Annotated in this window: 21 protein-coding genes; 20 read left to right on the top strand and 1 reads right to left on the bottom strand. The window is 40.0% G+C overall.

The genetic code is table 11. The features are described from left to right. Window positions 1-49 precede the first annotated feature (49 nt). The 6 genes from dprA (at window position 50) to trmFO (ending at window position 7,663) form a co-directional block, all read left to right on the top strand. Complete coding sequence (gene dprA, locus NYE32_RS05490; RefSeq protein WP_064524341.1) at window positions 50-889, top strand: DNA-processing protein DprA; 840 nt, start codon at window positions 50-52, stop codon at window positions 887-889. Window positions 890-1,056: 167 nt separating this feature from the next. Continuing rightward, a complete protein-coding gene (gene topA / locus NYE32_RS05485) occupies window positions 1,057-3,201 on the top strand; it encodes a type I DNA topoisomerase (protein WP_339156860.1) in 2,145 nt (714 codons plus the stop codon). Window positions 3,202-3,315: 114 nt separating this feature from the next. Next, on the top strand, window positions 3,316-4,140 hold the full coding sequence (locus NYE32_RS05480) for a TraX family protein (protein WP_008534743.1): 825 nt from the start codon (window positions 3,316-3,318) through the stop codon (window positions 4,138-4,140). A 35-nt stretch (window positions 4,141-4,175) separates the two neighbouring features. Then, on the top strand, window positions 4,176-4,835 hold the full coding sequence (locus NYE32_RS05475; protein ID WP_008534741.1) for a response regulator transcription factor: 660 nt from the start codon (window positions 4,176-4,178) through the stop codon (window positions 4,833-4,835). Continuing rightward, the gene (locus NYE32_RS05470) at window positions 4,826-6,202 is read left to right on the top strand and encodes a HAMP domain-containing sensor histidine kinase (RefSeq protein WP_156685093.1); all 1,377 of its coding nucleotides are present in this window, start codon (window positions 4,826-4,828) and stop codon (window positions 6,200-6,202) included. Before NYE32_RS05475 ends, NYE32_RS05470 begins: the two co-directional genes overlap by 10 nt. Window positions 6,203-6,319: 117 nt before the next feature. Beyond that, on the top strand, window positions 6,320-7,663 hold the full coding sequence (trmFO, locus tag NYE32_RS05465; RefSeq protein ID WP_021144085.1) for a methylenetetrahydrofolate--tRNA-(uracil(54)-C(5))-methyltransferase (FADH(2)-oxidizing) TrmFO: 1,344 nt from the start codon (window positions 6,320-6,322) through the stop codon (window positions 7,661-7,663). A 59-nt stretch (window positions 7,664-7,722) separates the two neighbouring features. Here the strand turns inward: trmFO and NYE32_RS05460 are convergent, their stop codons facing one another. Further along, on the bottom strand, window positions 7,723-8,868 hold the full coding sequence (locus tag NYE32_RS05460) for a cobalamin-independent methionine synthase II family protein (RefSeq protein ID WP_107373116.1): 1,146 nt from the start codon (window positions 8,866-8,868) through the stop codon (window positions 7,723-7,725). Between the two features lie 167 nt (window positions 8,869-9,035). Between NYE32_RS05460 and ndk the strand changes: the two genes are divergently transcribed. The 14 genes from ndk (at window position 9,036) to NYE32_RS05390 (ending at window position 22,935) form a co-directional block, all read left to right on the top strand. Continuing rightward, on the top strand, window positions 9,036-9,449 hold the full coding sequence (gene ndk, locus NYE32_RS05455; RefSeq protein WP_192573960.1) for a nucleoside-diphosphate kinase: 414 nt from the start codon (window positions 9,036-9,038) through the stop codon (window positions 9,447-9,449). 1 nt (window position 9,450) lies between these two features. Beyond that, window positions 9,451-9,744: a rhodanese-like domain-containing protein gene (locus NYE32_RS05450; protein ID WP_107373114.1), complete on the top strand. Its 294-nt coding sequence runs from the start codon at window positions 9,451-9,453 to the stop codon at window positions 9,742-9,744. Window positions 9,745-9,956: 212 nt separating this feature from the next. Further along, window positions 9,957-10,721, top strand: a complete 765-nt coding sequence (locus NYE32_RS05445; RefSeq protein WP_002883902.1) for a (S)-acetoin forming diacetyl reductase — start codon at window positions 9,957-9,959, stop codon at window positions 10,719-10,721. 385 nt (window positions 10,722-11,106) lie between these two features. Further along, window positions 11,107-12,939: a translation elongation factor 4 gene (lepA, locus tag NYE32_RS05440; protein WP_002891049.1), complete on the top strand. Its 1,833-nt coding sequence runs from the start codon at window positions 11,107-11,109 to the stop codon at window positions 12,937-12,939. A 182-nt stretch (window positions 12,940-13,121) separates the two neighbouring features. Next, a complete protein-coding gene (locus tag NYE32_RS05435; protein WP_339156858.1) occupies window positions 13,122-14,366 on the top strand; it encodes a hypothetical protein in 1,245 nt (414 codons plus the stop codon). Window positions 14,367-14,463: 97 nt separating this feature from the next. Then, the gene (locus NYE32_RS05430) at window positions 14,464-14,805 is read left to right on the top strand and encodes a hypothetical protein (protein WP_021146812.1); all 342 of its coding nucleotides are present in this window, start codon (window positions 14,464-14,466) and stop codon (window positions 14,803-14,805) included. 213 nt (window positions 14,806-15,018) lie between these two features. Then, a complete protein-coding gene (gene alsS, locus NYE32_RS05425; protein WP_339156857.1) occupies window positions 15,019-16,695 on the top strand; it encodes an acetolactate synthase AlsS in 1,677 nt (558 codons plus the stop codon). A gap of 15 nt (window positions 16,696-16,710) precedes the next feature. Beyond that, a complete protein-coding gene (budA, locus tag NYE32_RS05420) occupies window positions 16,711-17,430 on the top strand; it encodes an acetolactate decarboxylase (protein WP_073689341.1) in 720 nt (239 codons plus the stop codon). 163 nt (window positions 17,431-17,593) lie between these two features. After that, a complete protein-coding gene (locus NYE32_RS05415; RefSeq protein ID WP_156685090.1) occupies window positions 17,594-18,043 on the top strand; it encodes a MarR family transcriptional regulator in 450 nt (149 codons plus the stop codon). A gap of 3 nt (window positions 18,044-18,046) precedes the next feature. Then, window positions 18,047-18,811: a nuclear transport factor 2 family protein gene (locus NYE32_RS05410; protein WP_156685089.1), complete on the top strand. Its 765-nt coding sequence runs from the start codon at window positions 18,047-18,049 to the stop codon at window positions 18,809-18,811. Window positions 18,812-18,824: 13 nt separating this feature from the next. Further along, window positions 18,825-19,790 carry a zinc-binding dehydrogenase gene (locus NYE32_RS05405; protein WP_156685088.1) on the top strand — a complete coding sequence of 322 codons (966 nt, stop codon included), beginning with the start codon at window positions 18,825-18,827 and terminating at the stop codon, window positions 19,788-19,790. Then, window positions 19,783-20,511, top strand: a complete 729-nt coding sequence (locus NYE32_RS05400) for an ABC transporter ATP-binding protein (protein ID WP_156685087.1) — start codon at window positions 19,783-19,785, stop codon at window positions 20,509-20,511. The genes NYE32_RS05405 and NYE32_RS05400 overlap by 8 nt, the downstream gene beginning before the upstream one ends. Continuing rightward, window positions 20,504-22,024: an ABC transporter permease/substrate-binding protein gene (locus NYE32_RS05395; RefSeq protein ID WP_156685086.1), complete on the top strand. Its 1,521-nt coding sequence runs from the start codon at window positions 20,504-20,506 to the stop codon at window positions 22,022-22,024. Before NYE32_RS05400 ends, NYE32_RS05395 begins: the two co-directional genes overlap by 8 nt. 110 nt (window positions 22,025-22,134) lie before the next feature. Further along, entirely contained in the window at window positions 22,135-22,935 is an 801-nt protein-coding gene (locus NYE32_RS05390; RefSeq protein WP_156685085.1) for a PhzF family phenazine biosynthesis protein, read from the top strand. The last annotated feature ends 214 nt before the right edge of the window (window positions 22,936-23,149 follow it).

The raw sequence follows: 23,149 nt of genomic DNA, 5'->3' as shown, positions 1-23,149 counted from the left end.
ATGGAGCTTTTTTCTTTTCTGTTACGAATAATGAAAAGGAGGTATCTATATGAATAACTTTGAACTTTTTAAACTTAAGGCCGCTGGGTTGACGAATTTGAATATCTTAAATATTTTGGACTATCAAAAGACTCAAGATAGAAAATTGAGTTTACGTGATATGGCAGTGGTATCCAAGTCTAAAAATGCCGTTCTTTTTATGGAAAAGTATAAGAGTTTAGATATTAAACAACTCAAAGAACAGTTTGAACGTTTTCCTACGTTATCGATTTTTGATAAAGAATATCCCATTGAGCTGAAGTATACCTATAATCCTCCTGTCCTCCTTTATTATCAGGGGAATCTTGATTTACTGAGTAAACCAAAGCTAGCTGTTGTTGGGGCAAGAAAGTGTTCTGAAACAGGCAAACAGTCCGTTCGAAAAATTGTTAGTGAACTTGGTAATCACTTTACTATTGTGAGTGGATTGGCTCGTGGGATTGATACTTGTGCGCATATGGAGGCCTTGAAAAATAAGGGGAACACTATTGCAGTTATCGGGACCGGACTTGATGTTTATTATCCTAAAGAAAATAAAGCTTTGCAGGACTATATGGCCAAAAATCATTTAGTTCTTACAGAATATGGACCGGGTGAACAGCCTCTCAAGTACCACTTTCCTGAACGCAATCGGATTATTTCTGGATTGTGTCAAGGAGTTATGGTCGTAGAAGCTAAGCTTCGCTCGGGAAGTCTGATTACTTGTGAGCGTGCCATGGAAGAAGGTAGAGATGTTTTTGCTATTCCAGGAAATATTTTAGATGGAAAGTCAGACGGATGTCATCATTTGATTCAAGAGGGTGCAAAGTGCATTACGACAGGGTTTGACATCCTTTCAGAGTTTTCTTAAAAATCAAACTTCTCCTATAGGGAAAAAGTTTTTTATTGACAGTTAAAGAAAAGGACGGTATCATGTTAGTTGCTCGGTCCAAGATGTTACATTTTTTAATGTCTTGTGACTAGATTTTAGACAGATTAGTGGCGCAGCCAGTTTATAACATTATAAGGAAATAGTCTATGGCGACAGCAACGACAACAAAAACAAAAACTAAAGCAACAAAGAAAACAACGGCTAAAAAGACGACTAAAAAGAGGGCGACACCAAAGAAAAATTTGGTTATCGTGGAGTCTCCTGCTAAAGCGAAAACGATTGAGAAGTATCTTGGCCGCAACTATAAAGTTGTAGCCTCTGTTGGGCATATCCGTGATTTGAAAAAATCAAGTATGTCGATTGATTTTGAAAACAACTACGAACCTCAGTACATCAATATTCGAGGTAAGGGACCTCTTATCAATGAATTGAAGAAAGAAGCAAAAAAAGCCAAGCAAGTCTTTCTCGCAAGTGACCCGGACCGTGAAGGGGAAGCCATTTCATGGCATTTGTCACATATTCTTGGATTAGAGCCAGATGATAAGAATCGTGTTGTTTTTAACGAAATTACTAAAGACGCAGTAAAAAATGCCTTTGTAGAGCCACGCGCCATTGACATGGACTTGGTAGATGCCCAGCAAGCTCGTCGTGTCTTGGACCGTATTGTGGGTTACTCTATTTCACCGCTTCTATGGAAGAAGGTTAAGAAAGGTCTTTCGGCCGGGCGTGTACAATCGGTAGCTCTTAAGCTCATTATCGACCGTGAAAATGAAATTAAGGCCTTTAAACCAGAAGAATACTGGACTATTGATGGTGCCTTTAAGAAGGGTGCTAAGAAGTTTCAGGCTAGCTTCTATGGCTTGGATGGTAAAAAGCTTAAGCTCAACAATAATGAGGATGTTCAAGCCGTTCTGTCTCGTATCACAAGTGATGATTTTAACGTAGATAAAGTAGAGAAAAAAGAACGCCGTCGTAATGCGCCATTGCCATATACAACTTCATCTCTTCAACAGGATGCTGCCAATAAGATTAACTTCCGAACACGTAAGACCATGATGGTTGCTCAACAGTTGTATGAAGGGATTAATCTGGGTTCAGGCGCTCAAGGTTTGATTACCTATATGCGTACGGACTCAACACGTATCAGTCCTGTTGCACAAAACCAGGCTGCTGAATTTATTACAGAACGCTTTGGTTCTAAGTATTCAAAACACGGCAGCAAGGTGAAAAATAGTTCAGGAGCACAAGATGCCCATGAGGCTATTCGTCCGTCAAATGTTTTCCAAACACCAGAAAGCATTGCAAAGTATTTGGATAAGGATCAGCTTAAGCTTTATACTCTTATCTGGAATCGTTTTGTAGCGAGTCAAATGACAGCTGCAGTATTCGATACGATGAAGGTGACCTTGTCTCAAAACGGAGTCATTTTCACTGCAAATGGTAGCCAAATCAAGTTCGATGGTTATATGGCCGTTTACAACGACTCTGATAAGAATAAAATGCTTCCTGATATGGCAGAAGGTGATACGGTTAAGAAGGTTGTGACAACGCCTGAACAACACTTCACGCAACCTCCTGCACGCTATTCTGAAGCGACACTGATTAAGACACTGGAAGAAAATGGTGTCGGTCGTCCGTCAACTTATGCGCCAACGCTTGATGTTATCCAACGTCGCTACTATGTCAAATTGGTGGCTAAACGTTTTGAACCAACAGAACTTGGTGAAATCGTTAATAGCTTAATCGTCGAATTTTTCCCTGACATCGTGGATGTTAAATTCACCGCTGAAATGGAGGGTAAACTTGATAAGGTTGAAATTGGTAAGGAACAATGGCAGAAGGTAATTGATGAATTCTTCAAACCTTTCCAAAAAGAATTGGAAAAAGCTGAAGAAGGTATTGAAAAAATCCAAATTAAGGATGAGCCTGCTGGTTTTGATTGTGACCTCTGTGGTCACCCAATGGTCATCAAACTTGGTCGCTACGGTAAGTTCTACGCATGTAGTAATTTCCCAGACTGTCATAACACCAAGGCCATTACAAAAGAAATTGGCGTTACTTGTCCAACCTGTGGTCAAGGTCAGGTCATCGAACGTAAGACAAAACGTAATCGTGTCTTTTATGGTTGTGATCGCTATCCTGACTGTGAATTTACGTCGTGGGATATTCCTGTTGGACGTAACTGTCCTAAATCAGGCGATTACCTCGTCGAGAAGAAAGTACGTGGTGGTGGCAAACAAGTCATCTGTAGTAACGAAGAGTGTGACTACAAAGAATCTGTTGTTAAATAAAGACATAGCTATCTCAAGTTAAGACTTGGGATAGTTTTTTGTATTTTATCCAAAAAACTGATACTTTCCTTAAATTTGTTTTTTATACTAAGAATGAAAGAAAGGAGAGTTATTATGAAACGTTTAAGTCTATCAGGTTTCCAACTCAAATATATAGCCCTCATTACTATGGTATTCGACCATATTCATTATTTTTTTGACTATACAGGGAAAATACCTATTTGGTTTACTATGATTGGGAGATTAGCAGCCCCCTTATTTCTATTTGCTGTGATTGAAGGTTTCGTTAATACACACAATCGAAAAAAATACTTCCTAAAGATTTATGCTTTAGCGATTTTGATGGGATTGATTCAGTTTGGATTCTATAATTTTCTACATCCTCTTGTAAGGCCAGATGGTTTCTTTCCGCAAAATATGATGCTGTCGTCATTTGCTATCTTGCTCGTTGCTCTTCAAGGTATTGCTTGGATTCAAGAAAAGAAATATCTAAAAGGAATCCCAACCTTACTTTTCCCATTGCTGCTTCCATGGTTATTGGTACCTTTTTATCTGTTAGGTCAAAACAAACCAGTCTTTACTTTATTCATAAATTTACTTAATTACACAGTGTTTCCAACTCATACGTCTATCAGTGATGGAGGAACATGGTTGCTGTTGACCGGTATCGCTATGTATCTTTGTCATAAGAATCTTAAGAAAGAAGTGCTTGCTTTTGTGAGTGTTAGTCTTGTTTGGGTACTAATGGCGATTGTTCTAACTAGACCTTCTTTTCACGATTTAATGTTTAAATACATTGAATGGATGGAAATATTTGCAGCTCCTTTGATGCTTTGTTATAACGGTCAAAGAGGGAATGGGTCAAAATATTTATTCTATGTCTTTTACCCAACACATATTTATCTACTCTACGCCTTGTCAGTTATCTTCTATAGATGATATGATAAAGGTAATTTTGTACGAAAGGAAAGCTTATGGCTCAAATACTTGTTATTGATGATCAAGAAGATATTGTGAAATTGGTTGTAAAAGCTTTAGAGCTTAAAAATCATAAGGTGACGGGGTTTACAAGTGTTTTAGATTTGGATAAGAACTCGCTTCCACGGTTTGACTTGATTATACTGGATATCATGATGCCTGATGTTGACGGTCTCCAGTTTTGTCATGAGATTCGGGATCAGGTGGATTGCCCCATACTTTTTATTACAGCCAGAACGCAAGAAGGGGATATCGTTCAGGGACTGAGCTATGGGGCGGATGATTATATTTGCAAACCATTTGGGGTTAAAGAACTTCAAGCGCGTGTGGCGGCTCACTTGAGACGTGAAAGTCGTGAACGTCACCATAAGCTTTCACTTGGAGATTTTCAGTTTGATTTGTCGGCTCAGGAGCTTTATGTTGAGAATCAGTTGTTAGATTTAACTAAGTCGGAATATGGTATTTGTCAGTTTCTGGCTGAAAATAAGGGCCAAGTCTTTTCAAAAGAACAAATCTACACGCATTTGTACGGCTATGAGGATAAAGGAAGTCCAACAGCAGTGGCTGAACATATTAAAAATATCCGTGCAAAGCTCAAAGATGTTGGGCAAAATCCTATTGAAACAGTTTGGGGGATTGGTTACAAGTGGCACTAATTAAAAAACGAGAACACTCTCTAAGAACAATCTTGTTATCTTATGTCGTTAGCCTGACGGTCCTCTCGGCAATCAGCAGTCTTCTTATTTTGTATTTGTTCAGCTTGTCTTATCGTTTTGGAGTTGTGATTCCAGCAAATCAAGTTGAGAGTGATTTGTCTGCTGTGAGAAGTGATATTGAAACTTCTAAGGTCTTTAATCCCGAGATTTTACCTGATGGTACGAGTTATGTCTTTTTAACTAGGGATTTTAAGCTTAAAAAGTCTAACATGCCTGTTAACTTGCAAGAAGAATCCTTACTAAATTACCAATTCAAGAATGCTCACGGTGGGATATACGGCTATTTTCAGTCTTTTGAACGGTCAGATGGCATAGTCATTGTCAACTATCAATTATCACCTAGGTATCATAATGCGTGGATGAATCAGCATTTTCCTAATGCTGATCTTATGATGATTGGCTCAATGTTTGTATCCATTCTCCTCCTATTTATTATTTTAACTTTTTACTATGCAAATAAATTAAGTCAGCAGCTTAAACCTATATTAAAAGCTACTGAAAAAATTTCCCAACAAGACTTGGATTTTCAAACCTCCCAGTCTACAATTAAGGAATTCAATCAGGTTTTAAGTAGCTTGGATCATATGCGTGTAGCACTTCGTGAGTCCTTGATGGAAAATTGGAAGGCAGAGCAAGATAAGCAAAATCAGATTTCTGCCCTGACACATGATTTGAAGACCCCACTGACAGTTGCTCGTGGGAATGCAGACCTCTTAGCCATGACTTCCTTGGATGCGGAACAGATGGACTTATTAGAACATTTTCAAAAGGGGATTACACAGGTTGATGCTTATGTTAAAGAGTTGTCTGAACTCAACAAAACGAGTTTGACGAAAAGCTTGACGCTTGAAGACATTTCGGTTAGGGAATTTGTTGAAGATATTTACGATCAAACCTTGTCACTAGCTCAAACCAAACAAATCAATGTAGCATTTGACAAGAAGGAGATTAAGAAAGCAATCATAGGCCATTGGGACAGGTCCTTGTTGAATCGAGCTTTTATGAATATTGTTTCAAATGCCGTAGAGTATACACCCAGTGGCAGTCAGTTGCTCCTGACTGCTAGGGTAGAAGAAGATGAATTCAAGTTTATCTACCTTGATTCTGGTCCTGGATTTTCCCTTGAATCTCTTGAAAAGGCTACTCAGCTCTTTTATCAAGAGGATAAAAGTAGACAGAGCCGCAATCATAGTGGCCTTGGTCTGACTATTGCCAATGATATTATTCGCTTACACCATGGTAGTCTTGCTCTTTCGAATGACGATAGCACGGGTGGTGCTAAAGTGACTATCATTTTACCCCTTTAAATACAGATGACTCCTAGTCGCCAGATGAGGAGTTTTTTGCTATACTACTAAGAGTAAAAATGAAGAAAGATTTGTGGGGGCAGGATTTCATCTTGTTCTCGAAGAGGTATTAGTGTCATGTCTCAATCAAAAGCAGATTATATTAACGTGATTGGAGCTGGATTGGCCGGCTCTGAAGCAGCTTATCAGATTGCTAAACGTGGTATTCCGGTAAAACTATATGAAATGCGTGGGGTCAAAGCAACACCTCAGCATAAGACAACAAACTTTGCAGAATTGGTTTGCTCTAACTCTTTCCGTGGCGATAGCTTGACAAATGCTGTAGGGCTTCTTAAAGAAGAAATGCGTCGCTTGGACTCGATCATTATGCGAAATGGAGAAGCTCACCGTGTGCCAGCTGGTGGTGCCATGGCTGTGGACCGTGAAGGTTATGCAGAAGCAGTGACAGCTGAAATTGAAAACAACCCACTAATTGAAGTTATCCGTGAAGAAATCACAGAAATTCCTGATGATGCCATTACAGTTATTGCTTCAGGTCCTTTGACTTCTGATGCTTTAGCTGAAAAAATTCACAAGCTTAACGGTGGAGATGGGTTCTATTTCTATGATGCCGCTGCACCGATTGTTGATAAAGCGACTATCGACATGAACAAGGTCTACCTTAAGTCACGCTATGACAAGGGTGAAGCAGCTTACCTAAACTGTCCAATGACCAAGGAAGAGTTCATGGCCTTCCACGAGGCCTTGACAACAGCTGAAGAAGCTCCTTTGAATTCTTTTGAAAAAGAAAAGTATTTCGAGGGCTGTATGCCTATCGAGGTTATGGCTAAACGTGGTATCAAGACAATGCTCTATGGTCCTATGAAACCAGTTGGTTTGGAGTATCCTGAGGATTATAAGGGACCACGTGATGGTGACTTCAAGACGCCTTATGCGGTTGTTCAGCTTCGTCAGGACAATGCAGCTGGTAGCCTCTATAATATCGTTGGTTTCCAAACCCACCTTAAATGGGGAGAGCAAAAGCGTGTCTTCCAAATGATTCCAGGTCTTGAAAATGCAGAATTTGTACGTTACGGGGTAATGCACCGCAACTCTTACATGGATTCGCCAAACTTGCTCAAACAGACTTTCCAGTCAAAATCAAACCCTAATTTGTTCTTTGCGGGACAAATGACTGGTGTAGAAGGTTATGTTGAATCAGCTGCCTCAGGTTTGGTTGCTGGAATCAATGCTGCCCGTCTCTTTAAAGGTGAAGATGAGGTTATCTTCCCTCACACAACAGCTATCGGTAGTCTTCCATATTATGTGACACATGCTGAAAGTAAACATTTCCAACCAATGAATGTTAACTTCGGTATTATCAAAGAGTTAGAAGGCCCACGTATTCGTGACAAGAAAGAGCGCTATGAAAAAATTGCTGAGCGAGCTCTTAAAGATTTACAACCTTTTATTCAAGCTTAGACAACATTAAAATCCCTTACCGAATACGGCAAGGGATTTTCAGATTTAAAAGTATTCAATTAACTAAAGAATTTCTTAGCGATTTCTTGACCTTGTTTGATTTTAGCCCATTGTTGAGGTGTTGCCAACTCATTACCTGAGTCACATGAGGCGAAACCACATTGGTGAGAGAGGAAGAGACGTTCTTTTGGAAGGATTTGACTCGCTTTTTCAAGCAAATCGAGGACACGTTCTTCGTCATCAAGGTCAGTAGTTTTAGAAGACAAAAGTCCTAGTACAACTTCAGCTTTGCTGTCTTTGAGGGCTTCGAGAGCTTTGATATCACCAGCGGTGTCGCTATCCCACTCAAGGAAGAAACGGTCATAGTGTTGCTCTGCCAAGAACTTCTTAGCGATGGCTTCGTAAGTTCCTTCGGCAGCAGAACGGCTTTCATAGTTGCCACGACAGTTGTGCGTCCAAACCGTTAAACCAATTTCGTGAGCATAGTCTACAACCTCGTTATTGATAGCTACAAACTCATCAGCCAATTCTGCTAAATCAGAATTACCTTCCGCAAAGAAACTTGCAGGGTTTGATGGGTCAAAAAGTTCCCAGAGACAGTCATCAAATTGAACAATTTTTCCACCGATAACCTTATATTCTTCTAAGAATTCTTTATAGGCATTAATCAAACCTTTTTTGAGGTCTTCATTTGTTTCATAGACTTGTCCAGGACCAGCCAAACGGTCAAAGATAGCAAGTTCAGTGTAGGCATGAGCAGGACCCCAGATAGTTTGTTTGGTATCTTCATCACCAGCCTCAGCCTTAACCAATTTATAGATATCTAGGTAATGGTGGTTCTTACCTGAGAGCGGCTCAGTGATGCGAATACCGATATCTTTACGTGTTTCATATTGACCACCATCATGGTCTTTAAAAGTGTAGCCATGCTCAGCAATGTAGCGTTCAATTCCTTTAAATCCCCAGACAAAGTCTAAATGCCACATAGAACGTCCAAACTCACCATCAGTAAGGATGTCAATACCGTTAGCTTTTTGGTCAGCCACAATTTGCTTAATATCTGCAGTTTCAGTTTCTTGATAACCAGGAAGGGCATCATAGAAAGGATACTGGATGTCGTCACGGTGCTCGATTTCGTCCTTATATTTACGGAGATCCGCAGGACGAAGAAGGGAACCTACTAATTGGAATTTAGATTTTGGCATAAAATTAACCTCAAAATATCATTTTATTTCTATCATACTTTTTATTTGCATTAATGAAAAATAGTTAATTTCTTTCTGAGGGTATAGTTTAAGATTATATAAGGTTTTACCCTGCAAAATGATACTTCCTATGGTAAAATGAAAAGAAAACAATGAAGGTTGGGAACATGCAAAAAACATTCTTTATTATTAAACCAGATGCTGTTAAACGCCATCTAATTGGTCAAGTGCTTGATCGAATTGAGCGACGTGGCTTCGTTATTGAGCGTATGGAGATGCTGATGCTTGACGAAGAACGTCTTAGAGAGCATTATGCCCAATTGGTTGATAAACCCTTTTTCCCTAGTATTGCAGAATTCATGATGAGTGGCCCAGCAGTTATTGGTATTATGTCTGGCCCAGGTGTTATCAAGTCATGGCGTGATATGATGGGAGCAACCAATCCTGGGGATGCTACTCCAGGAACGATTCGTGGAGACTTTGCAACTGCACCAGATGGGGACATGATTCCAAATATTGTTCATGGTTCTGATTCAGAAGAATCTGCGGCTCGAGAAATTCAGATTTGGTTTGGTGAGTAAGATGGATTTAGTAAAGATTCAATCTGATTTAGCTAAGGGTGGACTGTTAATTGATGTCAGAAGTCCAGAAGAGTATGCAGAAGGTCATGTTAAGGATGCCTTATTAATACCTCACACGCAGATTTTCACAGCTGACATTCCAGCTAAAAAAGACGCTTCAATTTACCTCTATTGTAAAATGGGGCCTCGTGCAGAATTTGCTGCATCAGTTCTTAAAGAGCGAGGCTATACTAAGGTGACTAACTTGGGTGGCTTGGACGATATGGAAGCACTAGGTTTTGAATTTGAAGAATAATAGGAATAAGGTCACCCAAGGGTGGTCTTATTTGTTTTCAGAAAAGTTTGATAATTACTTGACTACGTTTTCATAAAGGAGTAGAATTTTAATTGAGTTAAGACAAAGCCTATGAAAATGACTTTGCCAGAACTTGACTAACTTAGCGTATTCCAATTGAGATAAGGCTCGGTATTAAGCCAGTGACTCTAATTGGTAGAGGAGGATTTCGTATGTCAAAAGTTGCTATTGTTACAGGTGCAGGTCAAGGTATTGGTTTTGCGATTGCAAAACGTTTGGTTGAAGATGGTTTTAAAGTCGGAGTATTGGACTACAACGCTGAAACTGCAGAAAAAGCGGTTGCTGAATTGTCAGCAGACAAAGCATTTGCGGTTGTAGCTGATGTATCTAAACAAGCTGAAGTAGCAGCTGCTTTCCAAAAAGTTGTTGATCACTTTGGTGACTTGAATGTTGTTGTTAATAATGCCGGTGTGGCACCAACAACACCACTTGATACTATTACTGAAGAACAGTTCCAACGTACATTTAACATCAATGTCGGTGGTGTTATCTGGGGTGCTCAAGCTGCACAAGCACAATTTAAAGCACTTGGTCATGGTGGTAAAATCATCAATGCGACTTCACAAGCAGGTGTCGTAGGTAACCCTAACTTGACTGTCTATGGTGGTACTAAATTTGCAGTTCGTGGTATCACTCAAACTTTGGCGCGTGACTTGGCTGATTCAGGTATCACTGTCAATGCTTATGCACCAGGTATCGTTAAGACTCCAATGATGTTTGACATTGCTCATGAAGTTGGTAAGAACGCTGGTAAAGATGATGAATGGGGTATGCAAACATTTGCTAAAGATATTACTCTTAAACGTTTGTCAGAACCTGAAGATGTGGCAGCAGCAGTTAGCTTCTTAGCTGGACCTGACTCAAACTACATCACAGGTCAAACCATCATCGTGGATGGTGGAATGCAATTCCATTAAAATAAAAGGAGAGCGGAAGGCTCTCTTTTTTTGCTTGATAAAACATAATATTTCTGATAATATAATCGTAATTAATTATGCTTTAAAAGGAGCCTTTCTATGTCAGATATTTTACACTATATTATAGAGCACCCATTTTTTAGTCTCATTCTATTGGGAATTGTTGTACTAGCCTTCGGTTTAGCTCCATTTTCAAGTAGTTCTACAGAAAACAAGCGCTCGGCAATTATTAATAAGCACTACAACGATAATTTTAAGAAGTAAGAAGGACTAAATACGGTCAGAAAGCAGATATTAGAGATAGGCAAAAGCCTGTCTTTTTTGTATAATAGAAGGTAACGATTAGTTTTTTTATAATCACAAGTAAGAACTAGGAAAGATAAAAATGCCAAATATTGAAGAATTAAAACAACGACAGGAGAAGATTCGTAACTTCTCTATTATTGCCCATATTGACCACGGTAAATCAACCCTTGCTGACCGTATTTTGGAAAAGACTGAGACAGTATCAAGTCGTGAGATGCAGGCGCAACTCCTTGATAGTATGGACCTCGAGCGTGAACGTGGTATCACTATCAAACTAAATGCCATTGAGCTTAACTATACAGCTAAAGATGGCGAAACATATATTTTCCACCTTATCGACACACCAGGACACGTGGACTTTACTTATGAAGTGTCACGTTCTCTTGCTGCCTGTGAGGGTGCAATCTTGGTGGTGGATGCAGCTCAAGGAATTGAAGCGCAAACACTTGCCAATGTTTACTTGGCCCTAGATAATGACTTGGAAATCTTACCAGTTATCAATAAAATCGACCTTCCAGCTGCAGATCCTGAACGTGTGCGTACAGAGGTTGAAGATGTTATCGGACTAGATGCTTCGGAAGCCGTGCTTGCATCAGCTAAAGCTGGTATCGGTATCGAGGAGATTCTCGAACAAATCGTTGAGAAAGTTCCTGCACCTCAAGGTGAAGTCGAGGCGCCTCTCCAAGCCCTTATCTTTGACTCTGTTTATGATGCCTACCGTGGGGTTATCCTCCAAGTGCGTGTGGTTAACGGAATGGTTAAACCAGGCGATAAGATTCAAATGATGTCTAATGGCAAGACCTTTGATGTTACTGAGGTTGGTATCTTCACGCCTAAAGCTGTTGGCCGTGACTACCTTGCTACAGGTGATGTTGGTTATATCGCGGCCTCAATCAAGACTGTTGCGGATACCCGTGTCGGTGATACAGTAACACTTGCGGATAATCCAGCAGCAGAGCCACTCCATGGCTATAAGCAAATGAATCCAATGGTCTTCGCCGGTCTTTATCCAATTGAGTCTAATAAATACAATGACTTGCGTGAGGCTCTTGAAAAGCTCCAATTGAACGATGCCAGTCTTCAGTTTGAGCCTGAAACGTCTCAAGCCCTTGGTTTTGGTTTCCGTTGTGGTTTCTTGGGTCTTCTTCACATGGATGTTATCCAAGAGCGTTTGGAACGTGAGTTTAACATTGATCTCATCATGACAGCACCATCGGTAGTTTACCATGTTAATACTACTGACGGTGAGATGCTTGAAGTGTCTAACCCATCTGAATTCCCAGATCCTACACGTATTGATGCCATCGAAGAGCCTTATGTTAAAGCTCAAATCATGGTTCCTCAAGAGTATGTTGGTGCGGTTATGGAGTTAGCACAACGTAAACGTGGTGATTTTGAAACCATGGAATATATCGATGATAATCGTGTGAACGTTATCTATCAGATTCCACTTGCTGAAATCGTCTTTGATTTCTTTGATAAATTGAAATCATCTACGCGTGGTTATGCAAGCTTTGACTATGAATTGTCAGAATACCGTCGCTCACAATTGGTGAAAATGGATATTCTCCTTAATGGTGACAAGGTCGATGCCCTTAGCTTCATCGTTCACAAGGAATTTGCTTACGAGCGTGGAAAACTTATCGTTGATAAACTTAAGAAAATCATTCCACGTCAACAATTCGAAGTGCCTATTCAAGCGGCTATCGGTCAAAAAATTGTTGCTCGTACTGATATTAAGGCCCTTCGTAAAAACGTCTTGGCAAAATGTTACGGTGGTGACGTTTCACGTAAACGTAAACTCCTCGAAAAACAAAAAGCCGGTAAGAAACGTATGAAAGCCATCGGTTCGGTTGAAGTACCACAAGAAGCCTTCTTGTCAGTACTTTCAATGGACGAAGATGAGAAATAAGAGTAATAGTCAGAATGTGATGTTCTGGCTATTTTTGTAAAAAAGTTATGCTAAAGAAGATTTTAAAGTTTCCCTTCTCGAAGCGTGGAAGGATTTATACTGCGACTATACTAATGCTTTTCTTTTTAGGGAATACATATACAAAGCACAAATTTCATGAAAAAGCTGTAGAAGAGTTACAGATGGCTCTAAAAGCAGATAAAGTAACTTCCAATGAGATTTTTGGTAGACGTCAACAATATGTTGCAATTAGTCATGAAGAACCCACTTACTATAATTCTGAAGATAATGTAGCTACTGAGATGATTGGTAGAAATCATTTTGTTCGCTATTACGACACCATGAGTAGTCTCCATCAAGCTCATTTGGTAGTTTATGATATCAACAAAAATTTTGAAAAGAAAATTATTAATTTGACCCCATATTTGAAGAAAATAAAAGATTTTAAAGATATTAAGGAGTTGGCTGTGTCTTTAAAATCGATTGATGGTTATGATTATGTTTTCTTGGAGAATTCTCAAAACGATAAGCAATTTGCTTACAATTTAGATACGAATCAATTTTTAACTAGAGACCTACCAGATTATTCTTACAGTAAGGATGAAATGCTTTATTTTGGTGATAAGAGTTCTGCTCGTAATCAGGTGAATGATAGCAACATGTGGGGATATTTAAAGAGAGAAGGAAACTTGGATGAGCTTTTAAGAATGTTACCAGCTCAAACAAACAACCATTTATCAACTCATCTAAATGTGATCCTAGAGATTGATAATGTAGATACTTCAAAACAAGAGAATCAAATTAATCTATTTAATGAAAATTCTGAGGTTAAGCCTATTTACGAAGAGGCTGTTAATCAGACAACAACAAACAGTAATACCTTAAAGAAATTTAAAGTATTGACCCGTCAAGGTAAGGAGGGAGAATTTCCGGTCGGTCCAACTGAACCAGTGAAAAGCAGCCTACCTAATAAACCAAGCGAGCCAAAGAAAGTTCCAGAATTTAATGTTTTTCCTGATTCTATTTTTCCTATTAAACCTTTAAGTTTTAGTGACATTCTTAATAAGAAGGCAGAACAAGACTATCAGAAAGATTATCGAGCTTACGAAAAAGCACGTCAAAAAGCCCAAAAAGATTATGATAGGAAATATGATGCCTATAAAAAGAAATTGGCTCAATATGAGTCCTATAGAGATAGAGAGTACGACAAACAATCACAAATCTATTTTTCTCCTGAAGAGCAGACCAATGATATTTTACATTGGTTGGGAACAAATGGAGAGCAAGCAATTGTAATTTCTGTAGAGGACGGTGCTGGTATTAGGAAGGAAATTCATTCGTTTGCTGATATTAAGGAGTGGGTAGATAAACATGATTACGATAACACTATAAAATCGGACTTTAGAGATTATAAAGAAGCTAAATAAGGATTCATGGGCTTTTAGTCTTATCAAGAAACCCATCACAAGCATTTTTCTCAGCTTTAGGCTATAATAGACAAAAAGGAATCTTGGGAGGGCCACTATGGATATCATGAGTTTTATCCCCAGTCAGCGCCAGGCTATTCTGGAGCGTTTTCAGCAAGTGGAGGCCTTGGGATTAGGCGCAGTTCGTATTGAATTGAAGGTTGCTAATCCTGTTGGCATCATCTATGAGTGCTTTATTTTAGCAGGGGAGAATTATTTTTCTAATCAAGCAGTGGTATCCTTCCGCATTCTCTATGAAAAGGACTTGGAACGCATTTCTTTGGATGTCGTAGATATCCCTGGTCGCTCAAGCTTGTCTAATTATCTCCAGTTAATAGAGATTTTTGAAGGCTTGCAAAATTATCTTAATCGAGAGTTTGCTAAGGTAAAAAATACATGAACATCTGATAGTAATCAGGTGTTTCTTTTTGTGATAGAAGTTCAAAATTTCACAATCTTTTTTTCACAAGATTGTCTGAAAACTGTGCTATAATGGTAACAGAATTGTGAAGTGATAAAAGTTTGTGAAAAAACGAGCAGACTTTGACACTTTGTGACTTATACTTGAAAGGAAAATTGGCTCTATCATTTTAGGGCCAGAAGGACTGTGTTCATGTCAGAAGAAAAGCAATTGTATGGTGCGGATTTAGTGGTTGATAGTTTGACCAACCATGATGTTGATTATGTCTTTGGGATTCCAGGTGCAAAAATCGATAGGGTTTTTGATACTTTGGAAGATAAGGGACCTGAATTGATTGTTGCCCGTCATGAGCAAAATGCTGCTTTTATGGCTCAAGGTGTTGGACGTATCACAGGGAAACCCGGTGTAGTATTGGTAACATCTGGTCCAGGTGTCTCAAATTTGGCTACTGGTTTGGTAACAGCGACAGATGAAGGAGATCCTGTTCTTGCTATTGGTGGTCAGGTTAAGCGTGCAGATCTTTTGAAACGTGCCCATCAATCAATGAATAACGTTGCTATGCTTGAACCGATTACCAAGTATGCTGCTGAAGTACATGATGCTAATACCCTTTCTGAAACGGTTGCTAATGCCTATCGCCATGCTAAGTCAGGGAAACCGGGTGCAAGCTTTATTTCAATTCCTCAAGACGTGACCGATGCTCCGGTCAGTGTTAAGGCTATCAAGCCTATGACAGATCCAAAACTTGGTTCAGCATCTGTTTCTGATATTAACTATCTCGCACAGGCGATAAAAAATGCTGTATTGCCGGTCTTACTTTTAGGGAACGGTGCTTCATCAGAAGCTGTAACTTACTCTATTCGCCAGATTTTGAAACATGTTAAATTACCAGTTGTTGAAACTTTCCAAGGTGCTGGTATCGTGTCACGTGACCTTGAAGAGGATACTTTCTTTGGTCGTGTAGGTCTTTTCCGTAACCAACCGGGGGACATGTTGCTTAAGAAGTCGGACTTGATTATTGCCATTGGTTATGACCCAATTGAGTATGAAGCACGTAACTGGAATGCTGAAATTTCAGCACGTATTATCGTAATTGATGTTGAACCTGCTGAGGTGGATACTTACTTCCAGCCAGAACGTGAATTGATTGGTAATGTAGAAGCAACTTTAGATTTGCTTTTGCCTGCTATTCAAGGCTACAAATTACCTGAAGGATCAGTTGAATATCTAAAAGGGTTAAAAAATACAGTCGTCGAAGATGTTAAATTTGACCGTCAGCCTGAAGAAGGTACCGTACATCCACTCGATTTAATTGAAGTTTTACAAGAACAAACGGATGATGATATGACAGTTACCGTTGACGTTGGTAGTCACTATATCTGGATGGCTCGCTATTTCAAATCTTATGAACCACGTCATTTGCTTTTCTCAAATGGGATGCAAACTTTGGGGGTTGCTCTTCCGTGGGCCATCTCTGCAGCTATGGTTCGTCCTAAGACAAAAGTCATTTCTGTTTCTGGTGACGGTGGTTTCCTCTTCTCAGCACAAGAATTGGAGACAGCAGTTCGATTGAAATTGCCAATTGTTCATATTATCTGGAACGATGGCCATTATAATATGGTGGAATTCCAGGAAGAAATGAAGTATGGTCGCTCTTCAGGGGTTGACTTTGGTCCAGTTGATTTTGTAAAATATGCTGAGAGCTTTGGAGCGAAAGGTTATCGTGCAACAAGTAAAGAGGAGTTTTCTAGCTTGCTCCAAGAAGCCTTGGCTCAAGCTGTAGATGGACCAGTCCTTATTGATGTTCCAATCGACTATAAAGATAATATTAAACTCGGCGAAACTATTTTGCCAGATGAATTTTACTAAAAAGAGGGTGTAGACATGTCTGAAGCCATAAAATTATTTCAATATAATACTTTGGGAGCCTTGATGGCTGGGCTTTATGGAGGTACTTTAACAGTTGGTGAATTGTTGGAGCATGGAGACTTGGGTCTTGGAACATTAGATTCTATTGATGGAGAGTTGATTGTTCTTGATGGTAAAGCCTATCAAGCTAAAGGCTCTGAAGGTAAAGTCGAAGTGGTAGAAGTTTCTCCAGATGAAAAAGTTCCCTATGCAGCAGTCGTACCTCACCAAGCTGAAGTTATCTTCCGTCAACGTTTTGAAATGACTGATAAAGAACTTGAGGATCGTATTGAATCTTACTATGATGGGGTTAATCTCTTCCGTTCCATCAAGATTAAAGGGCATTTTAAACACATGCATGTCCGCATGATACCTAAGTCTACTCCTGATACGAAATTTGCTGAAGTTGCGACTCATCAACCAGAGTATGAATCTGATAATATTTCAGGTACCATCGTTGGGATTTGGACACCAGAAATGTTCCACGGTGTGAGCGTGGCTGGCTATCATTTACATTTTATATCAGATGATTTATCATTTGGTGGGCATGTCATGGACTTTATTATTGACAATGGTATAGTTGAAGTCGGTCCAGTTGACCAACTCGATCAACGTTTCCCAGTTCAAGACCGTCAGTATCTCTTTGCTAAATTCAATGTCGATGAGATGCGTGAAGATATTACCAAGGCTGAATAAAATATTTTAAAGATATCAATCGATTATAGTTAGAACTTTCCTAGATGATTAGGAAAGTTTTTTTTGTTTTTATAATTATTTCGATATCGAAATAGTTGACAGATGTAACGAACAGTGATACAATGACTGTGATATTTCGATGTAGAAATAAAAAGGAGACAAAATGGACAAGATGCAAGGGGGCTACCAAGCTTTACAGATACGCTTGTTGAACGGGCGTATCTTTCAAAAACTATTGAGCAAGGAACCAGATGCGCAATACCGAAGTGAACAGGGGAAAATTTTAACAGTCTTATGGCAAAAAGAGCAAGGCAGGGCAACTGCAACTGATATTGCTTTAGCGACGGGACTAGCTAATAACACATTGACCAGCATGATAAAGAAATTGGTCGAGCAAGGCTTGGTTAAGATTGAACAGAGTGACCAGGACAAGCGCAAGAAGTTTGTAGTCTTGACGGAATTAGGTTGGGCGCAAAAAGAAATTGGAGATCGCGTTAGTCAGGAACTGGGAGAGATATTCTACCAAGGCTTTTCGGATAACGAAATCCAAGAATTTGAGGAGTATCAAGAGCGTATTATAAATAATTTAAAGAAAAAAGAAAACGTGGAATAAGTCATGTCTATTCAAGCACAAAACGCACAGAATCTATACCTTCATGCCATTCAAGATGGCCGTGTAGCAGAAGCTCAGGCTAGCTTTGTAGGGGATACCTATATCCAACACTCGACAGGGGTGCCAGATGGGAAAGAAGGTTTTGCGGCTTTCTTTGCAGATTTTTTTAAACGTCATCCAGAACGTGATATTAAGATTGTTCGTACCATTGAAGATGGAAATCTTGTTTTTGTTCATGTTCACCAATATCTGAACGGTGGAGAAGCCCAATGGGTAACGACGGATACATTCCGTGCAGATGAAAATGGTCGTATCGTTGAGCATTGGGACGTTATTGACTACTATCGCATACCTGAAAATGGCCAACTAGATCAGATCTTTGGAGATTTTGAAATCAAGGATTTGGGTAAGACAGCAGAAAATAAAAAATTGGTCCGTCGTTTCTTGACAGAAATTTACCAAAACAAGGAACTTGATCAATGGGAAGACTTTGTGGCAGAGGAACTGATTCAGCATAACCATGAGATTGGGCAAGGAAGCCAAGCTTATAAGAACTATGTACGCGAGCACGATGTGGACTATGACTTTGTTTTCCAACTCTTGACACAAGGGAATTATGCAGTTAGTTATGGTCAGGTCTTGATGGATGGAGTGCCTTATGCTCAGTACGATATCTTTCGTGTAGAAAATGGAAAAATTGTTGAGCATTGGGATAATAAGGAATTCATGCCTAAGGTAGAAGACTTGACCAATAGAGGGAAGTTTTAAGAAGGAGTACCTTATGAAAGCAGTTGTTGTGAGCAGTCCAGGTGGACCAGAGGTATTAGAAGTTGTCGAACGACAAAAACCAATTTTGAAGGCCGGTTGGACCTTGGTGAAAATTCAAGGATTTGGTATCAATCACAGTGAAATTTTTACCCGTCAGGGTTTATCGCCGTCAGTTCAATTTCCTCGTGTGTTAGGAATTGAGTGTGTCGGTCTTGTGAAAGAAACGACACGATCGGATTTGAAGATTGGACAGCAAATCATTTCCATTATGGGGGAGATGGGGCGAGCTTTTGATGGAGGTTATGCAGAGTATACACTTCTCCCAAATGAGCAAATTTATCCAATCAAGACAGAACTTGATTTGGAAAGTTTGATTGCCCTTCCTGAGACCTATTACACAGCTTTTGGCTCTTTTCTTAATCTCAAGATTGAGGAGAAAGATTGCGTGTTAGTTCGCGGAGCAACCAGTGGTGTAGGAATTGCTTTTGCTAAACTACTTAAAGGAAAATTTTCTGAGATTCACTTGGTAGGAACTAGCCGAAATTTAGCCAAGGAAGACCAATTGAAGGCGGTTGGTTTTGATCAGGTGATTTTGGAGAAGGATGGCGTTTTGCAAAGTGAGGAGTCTTTCACAAAAATTCTAGATCTAGTGGGACCTCGCCATATCAAAGATAGTATCCATCACTTAAGTGAAGGAGGAATTATCTGCTCTTGTGGTCAATTAGGTGGCCAGTGGACCTTGGCTGATTTTGATCCAATTGTTGAATTGTCGAAGAATGTTTATTTAACGACCTTTTATTCGGGGAATGTTTCAAATGAAAAGCTCCAAGAGTTGATTGATTTTGTGGAATTGTATCAAGTGGATGTCCGGCCTGAGAAGGTTTATAAGCTAGAAGAGATACAAGAAGCGCACACCTATCTTGAAAGTAGCCAGTCCTTCGGGAAAGTAATTGTGAAAATTGAGGAAGAATATGATTGAATATAAAAATGTAGTCCTGCGCTACACGGATACAGACATTTTAAAAGATGTCAATCTCCGTATTGAAGATGGAGAATTTATGGTCCTTGTGGGACCTTCAGGATCTGGAAAAACCACCATGCTCAAGATGATCAATCGTCTTTTGGAGCCGACAGATGGCAATATTTATATGGACGGAAAACGCATCAAGGACTATGTTGAACGAGAGTTACGTCTTTCTACTGGTTATGTTTTGCAGGCCATTGCTCTCTTTCCAAATCTAACTGTCGCTGAGAATATTGCTTTAATTCCAGAGATGAAGGGCTGGGGCAAGGAGCGAGTGGCTTCCAAAACAGTCGAACTTTTAGAAAAAGTAGGCCTTCCAGCTTCTGATTATGCCGATCGCAAACCCCATGAGCTGTCTGGTGGGGAGCAACAACGGATTGGCATTGTGCGGGCCATCATTGCAGAGCCAAAGATTCTATTGATGGACGAGCCTTTTTCAGCCTTGGATGCCATTTCCCGCAAACAGCTACAGGCTCTTACCAAAGACTTGCACAAGGAGTTCGGCATGACCACTATCTTTGTTACACACGATACCGATGAAGCCTTGAAATTAGGAGATCGCATTGCAGTGTTGCAAGAAGGAGAGATTGTGCAGGTGGCGGATTCTGATACCATTCTAGCCCAACCAGCCAACGACTTTGTGGCAGATTTGTTTGGAGGTTCTCACCATGTCTAAACTACTTACAACCTTTCAAGAACGCTTTGGAAACTGGCTTACTGCACTGGGGCAACATTTGCAACTGTCATTACTAACCTTGCTCCTTGCGATTTTTCTGGCGGTCCCTCTGGCTATTTATTTAAGTAGTCGCAAGAGAGCCAGCAATTGGGTCCTACAGTTGGCTGGGATCTTCCAGACCATTCCTTCCATGGCCCTTTTGGGGCTCTTCATTCCCATCATGGGAATTGGAACACTTCCGGCCTTGACAGCTCTCGTCATCTATGCCATTTTCCCCATCCTTCAAAATACCATCACTGGTTTGCAAGGGATTGACCCAAGCCTTGAAGAAGCGGGAATCGCCTTTGGGATGACCAAGTGGGAACGACTCAAGAAGTTTGAGATTACCTTGGCCATGCCCGTCATCATGTCTGGGATCCGAACAGCAGCTGTGATGATTATCGGGACGGCTACCCTAGCTGCCTTGATTGGAGCAGGGGGACTCGGTTCCTTTATCCTTCTAGGGATTGATCGCAATAATGCCAGTCTGATTTTAATCGGTGCCCTGTCTTCTGCCTTCTTAGCTATCGCCTTTAACCTTCTTCTCAAATGGATGGAAAAGGCCAAATTGCGGACCATCTTTGCGGCTTTTGCGGTAATGCTTATTGGATTAGGAGTATCTTATACGCCAAGTCTTCTTCCCAAACCGGAAAAAGAAAACCTGGTCATCGCTGGGAAGCTAGGTCCTGAACCGGAAATTCTAGCCAATATGTATAAGATTTTGATCGAAGAACACACGGACATGACAGTGACTGTTAAACCAAATTTTGGCAAGACCACCTTCCTCTATGAAGCTCTGAAAAAAGGGGATATCGCTATCTATCCAGAGTTTACAGGGACCGTGACCGAAAGCCTCCTCAAGCCGGCGCCACAAGTCAGCCATGATCCAGAAGCAGTCTATCAAGCGGCTCGAGATGGGATCAAGCGACAAGACAACCTGGCCTTGCTCAAACCCATGGCTTATCAGAATACCTATGCTGTCGCGGTGCCTAAGAAAATTGCCCAAGAGTATGGCCTCAAGACCATTTCAGATTTGAAAAAGGTGGAAGGACAACTCAAGGCAGGATTTACCTTGGAGTTTAATGACCGAGAGGATGGGAACAAGGGCCTGCAGAAAGTCTATGGTCTTAATCTACAAGTCTCCACTATGGAGCCAGCCCTTCGCTACCAGGCTATCCAGTCTGGTGAAATCCAGATAACAGATGCCTATTCAACGGATGCCGAGCTTGCTCGCTATGACCTTGTGGCCCTAGAGGATGACAAACAACTCTTCCCACCTTATCAAGGAGCTCCCCTCATGAAAGAAGCTCTTCTTAAGAAACATCCAGAATTGGAAGGCATTCTAAACAATTTAGCTGGTAAAATCACAGCAGAGCAAATGAGCCAGATGAACTACCAAGTGGGAGTAGAAGGTAAACCGGCTGCCCAAGTCGCACATGATTTCTTGGTAAAAGAAGGTGTTATTAAGAAATAATGGAAAATTTGCACAAAAAGTAACTTTTTAAATAACTTTTTTAGTTACTATTTGTCTGTTGTCTACCCTATTTTCAGATATAATAAAGATAACAAATTAAGGAGCCCTTCATGTCAATTAGTCAATATACGATTTCACAATTTATCGTTGATGCTTTTACAGATACCGTTTTTAAAGGGAACCCAGCTGCTGTTTGTCTTCTGGATGAATGGTTGTCGGATAATACCTTACAGAATATTGCCAAAGAAAATAATCTCTCTGAGACAGCTTTTACGGTTAAAAAGAACGGCTATTACGATTTACGTTGGTTTACTCCCGGTGGAGAAATCGATTTGTGTGGTCATGCGACTTTAGCAATTGCCTTCGTTCTCTTTCAATTTATAGAAGTGGATGTTGATAGTCTAACCTTTACAACTCAGAGTGGGGAGCTTTTGGTAACCAAAAGAGGAGAGCTATATGAGCTGAATTTCCCAGTTTACTCGATGCACCAAGTTCCAGTAACAAGTGAGATGGAAGAAGCAATCGGTGTCCGTCCTCTTGAAGCGTGGCTTGGAAGAGATCTAGTGTGTATCCTCCCTCATGAAAATGATGTCATTGCTGCGACTCCAGATTTCGATAAAGTTAAAGCATTAGATGGCTTACTCCTAAATATCACAGCTAAAGGTAAAAACTATGATACCGTTACACGTAGTTTTGCACCAAAATTATCAGTCATGGAGGACCCAGTTTGTGGTTCTGGGCATTGTCATGTCATTCCCTTATGGGCTAAAAAGTTAGGACAAGAAGAATTTAGAGCTTATCAAGCCTCTAAGAGAAGTGGTCATCTTATTTGTCGTCTTGAAGGAGACAGGATTTACCTTGCAGGAAAAGCTACCCTCTATAGCCGTGGCGAGATTTATGTGACAGACTAGATGTTGTCTTGTTAAAAAAGGAAGTATAAGCAATAACGATTAAAGTCATTATAGAAACAAAAGATGTCTAGCTGAGCTAGGCATTTTAAATTATTTCAAATTTCTTGAAGAATTTTCAGAAAAGACTTGACAATTTTGAAAATAAGCGTATGATATAGAGTATGAACTTAGAAATAGTAATTTTACTATATTAATCTATGTCGACTACGGTTGG

This window comes from Streptococcus sp. FSL R7-0248 (assembly GCF_037967965.1).
Lineage (GTDB): Bacteria > Bacillota > Bacilli > Lactobacillales > Streptococcaceae > Streptococcus.
Note: the sequence above shows the minus strand (reverse complement) of the source record. Positions and strands in the feature narration are given on the sequence as shown.

What these genes read in the sequence shown, in the direction of transcription:
- dprA (WP_064524341.1), top strand. Translation starts at nt 50, where the DNA reads ATGAATAACTTTGAACTTTTTAAACTTAAGGCCGCTGGGTTGACGAAT.
- topA (WP_339156860.1), top strand. Translation starts at nt 1,057, where the DNA reads ATGGCGACAGCAACGACAACAAAAACAAAAACTAAAGCAACAAAGAAA.
- NYE32_RS05480 (WP_008534743.1), top strand. Translation starts at nt 3,316, where the DNA reads ATGAAACGTTTAAGTCTATCAGGTTTCCAACTCAAATATATAGCCCTC.
- NYE32_RS05475 (WP_008534741.1), top strand. Translation starts at nt 4,176, where the DNA reads ATGGCTCAAATACTTGTTATTGATGATCAAGAAGATATTGTGAAATTG.
- trmFO (WP_021144085.1), top strand. Translation starts at nt 6,320, where the DNA reads ATGTCTCAATCAAAAGCAGATTATATTAACGTGATTGGAGCTGGATTG.
- NYE32_RS05460 (WP_107373116.1), bottom strand. Translation starts at nt 8,868, where the DNA reads ATGCCAAAATCTAAATTCCAATTAGTAGGTTCCCTTCTTCGTCCTGCG.
- ndk (WP_192573960.1), top strand. Translation starts at nt 9,036, where the DNA reads ATGCAAAAAACATTCTTTATTATTAAACCAGATGCTGTTAAACGCCAT.
- NYE32_RS05450 (WP_107373114.1), top strand. Translation starts at nt 9,451, where the DNA reads ATGGATTTAGTAAAGATTCAATCTGATTTAGCTAAGGGTGGACTGTTA.
- NYE32_RS05445 (WP_002883902.1), top strand. Translation starts at nt 9,957, where the DNA reads ATGTCAAAAGTTGCTATTGTTACAGGTGCAGGTCAAGGTATTGGTTTT.
- lepA (WP_002891049.1), top strand. Translation starts at nt 11,107, where the DNA reads ATGCCAAATATTGAAGAATTAAAACAACGACAGGAGAAGATTCGTAAC.
- NYE32_RS05435 (WP_339156858.1), top strand. Translation starts at nt 13,122, where the DNA reads ATGGCTCTAAAAGCAGATAAAGTAACTTCCAATGAGATTTTTGGTAGA.
- NYE32_RS05430 (WP_021146812.1), top strand. Translation starts at nt 14,464, where the DNA reads ATGGATATCATGAGTTTTATCCCCAGTCAGCGCCAGGCTATTCTGGAG.
- alsS (WP_339156857.1), top strand. Translation starts at nt 15,019, where the DNA reads ATGTCAGAAGAAAAGCAATTGTATGGTGCGGATTTAGTGGTTGATAGT.
- budA (WP_073689341.1), top strand. Translation starts at nt 16,711, where the DNA reads ATGTCTGAAGCCATAAAATTATTTCAATATAATACTTTGGGAGCCTTG.
- NYE32_RS05415 (WP_156685090.1), top strand. Translation starts at nt 17,594, where the DNA reads ATGGACAAGATGCAAGGGGGCTACCAAGCTTTACAGATACGCTTGTTG.
- NYE32_RS05410 (WP_156685089.1), top strand. Translation starts at nt 18,047, where the DNA reads ATGTCTATTCAAGCACAAAACGCACAGAATCTATACCTTCATGCCATT.
- NYE32_RS05405 (WP_156685088.1), top strand. Translation starts at nt 18,825, where the DNA reads ATGAAAGCAGTTGTTGTGAGCAGTCCAGGTGGACCAGAGGTATTAGAA.
- NYE32_RS05400 (WP_156685087.1), top strand. Translation starts at nt 19,783, where the DNA reads ATGATTGAATATAAAAATGTAGTCCTGCGCTACACGGATACAGACATT.
- NYE32_RS05395 (WP_156685086.1), top strand. Translation starts at nt 20,504, where the DNA reads ATGTCTAAACTACTTACAACCTTTCAAGAACGCTTTGGAAACTGGCTT.
- NYE32_RS05390 (WP_156685085.1), top strand. Translation starts at nt 22,135, where the DNA reads ATGTCAATTAGTCAATATACGATTTCACAATTTATCGTTGATGCTTTT.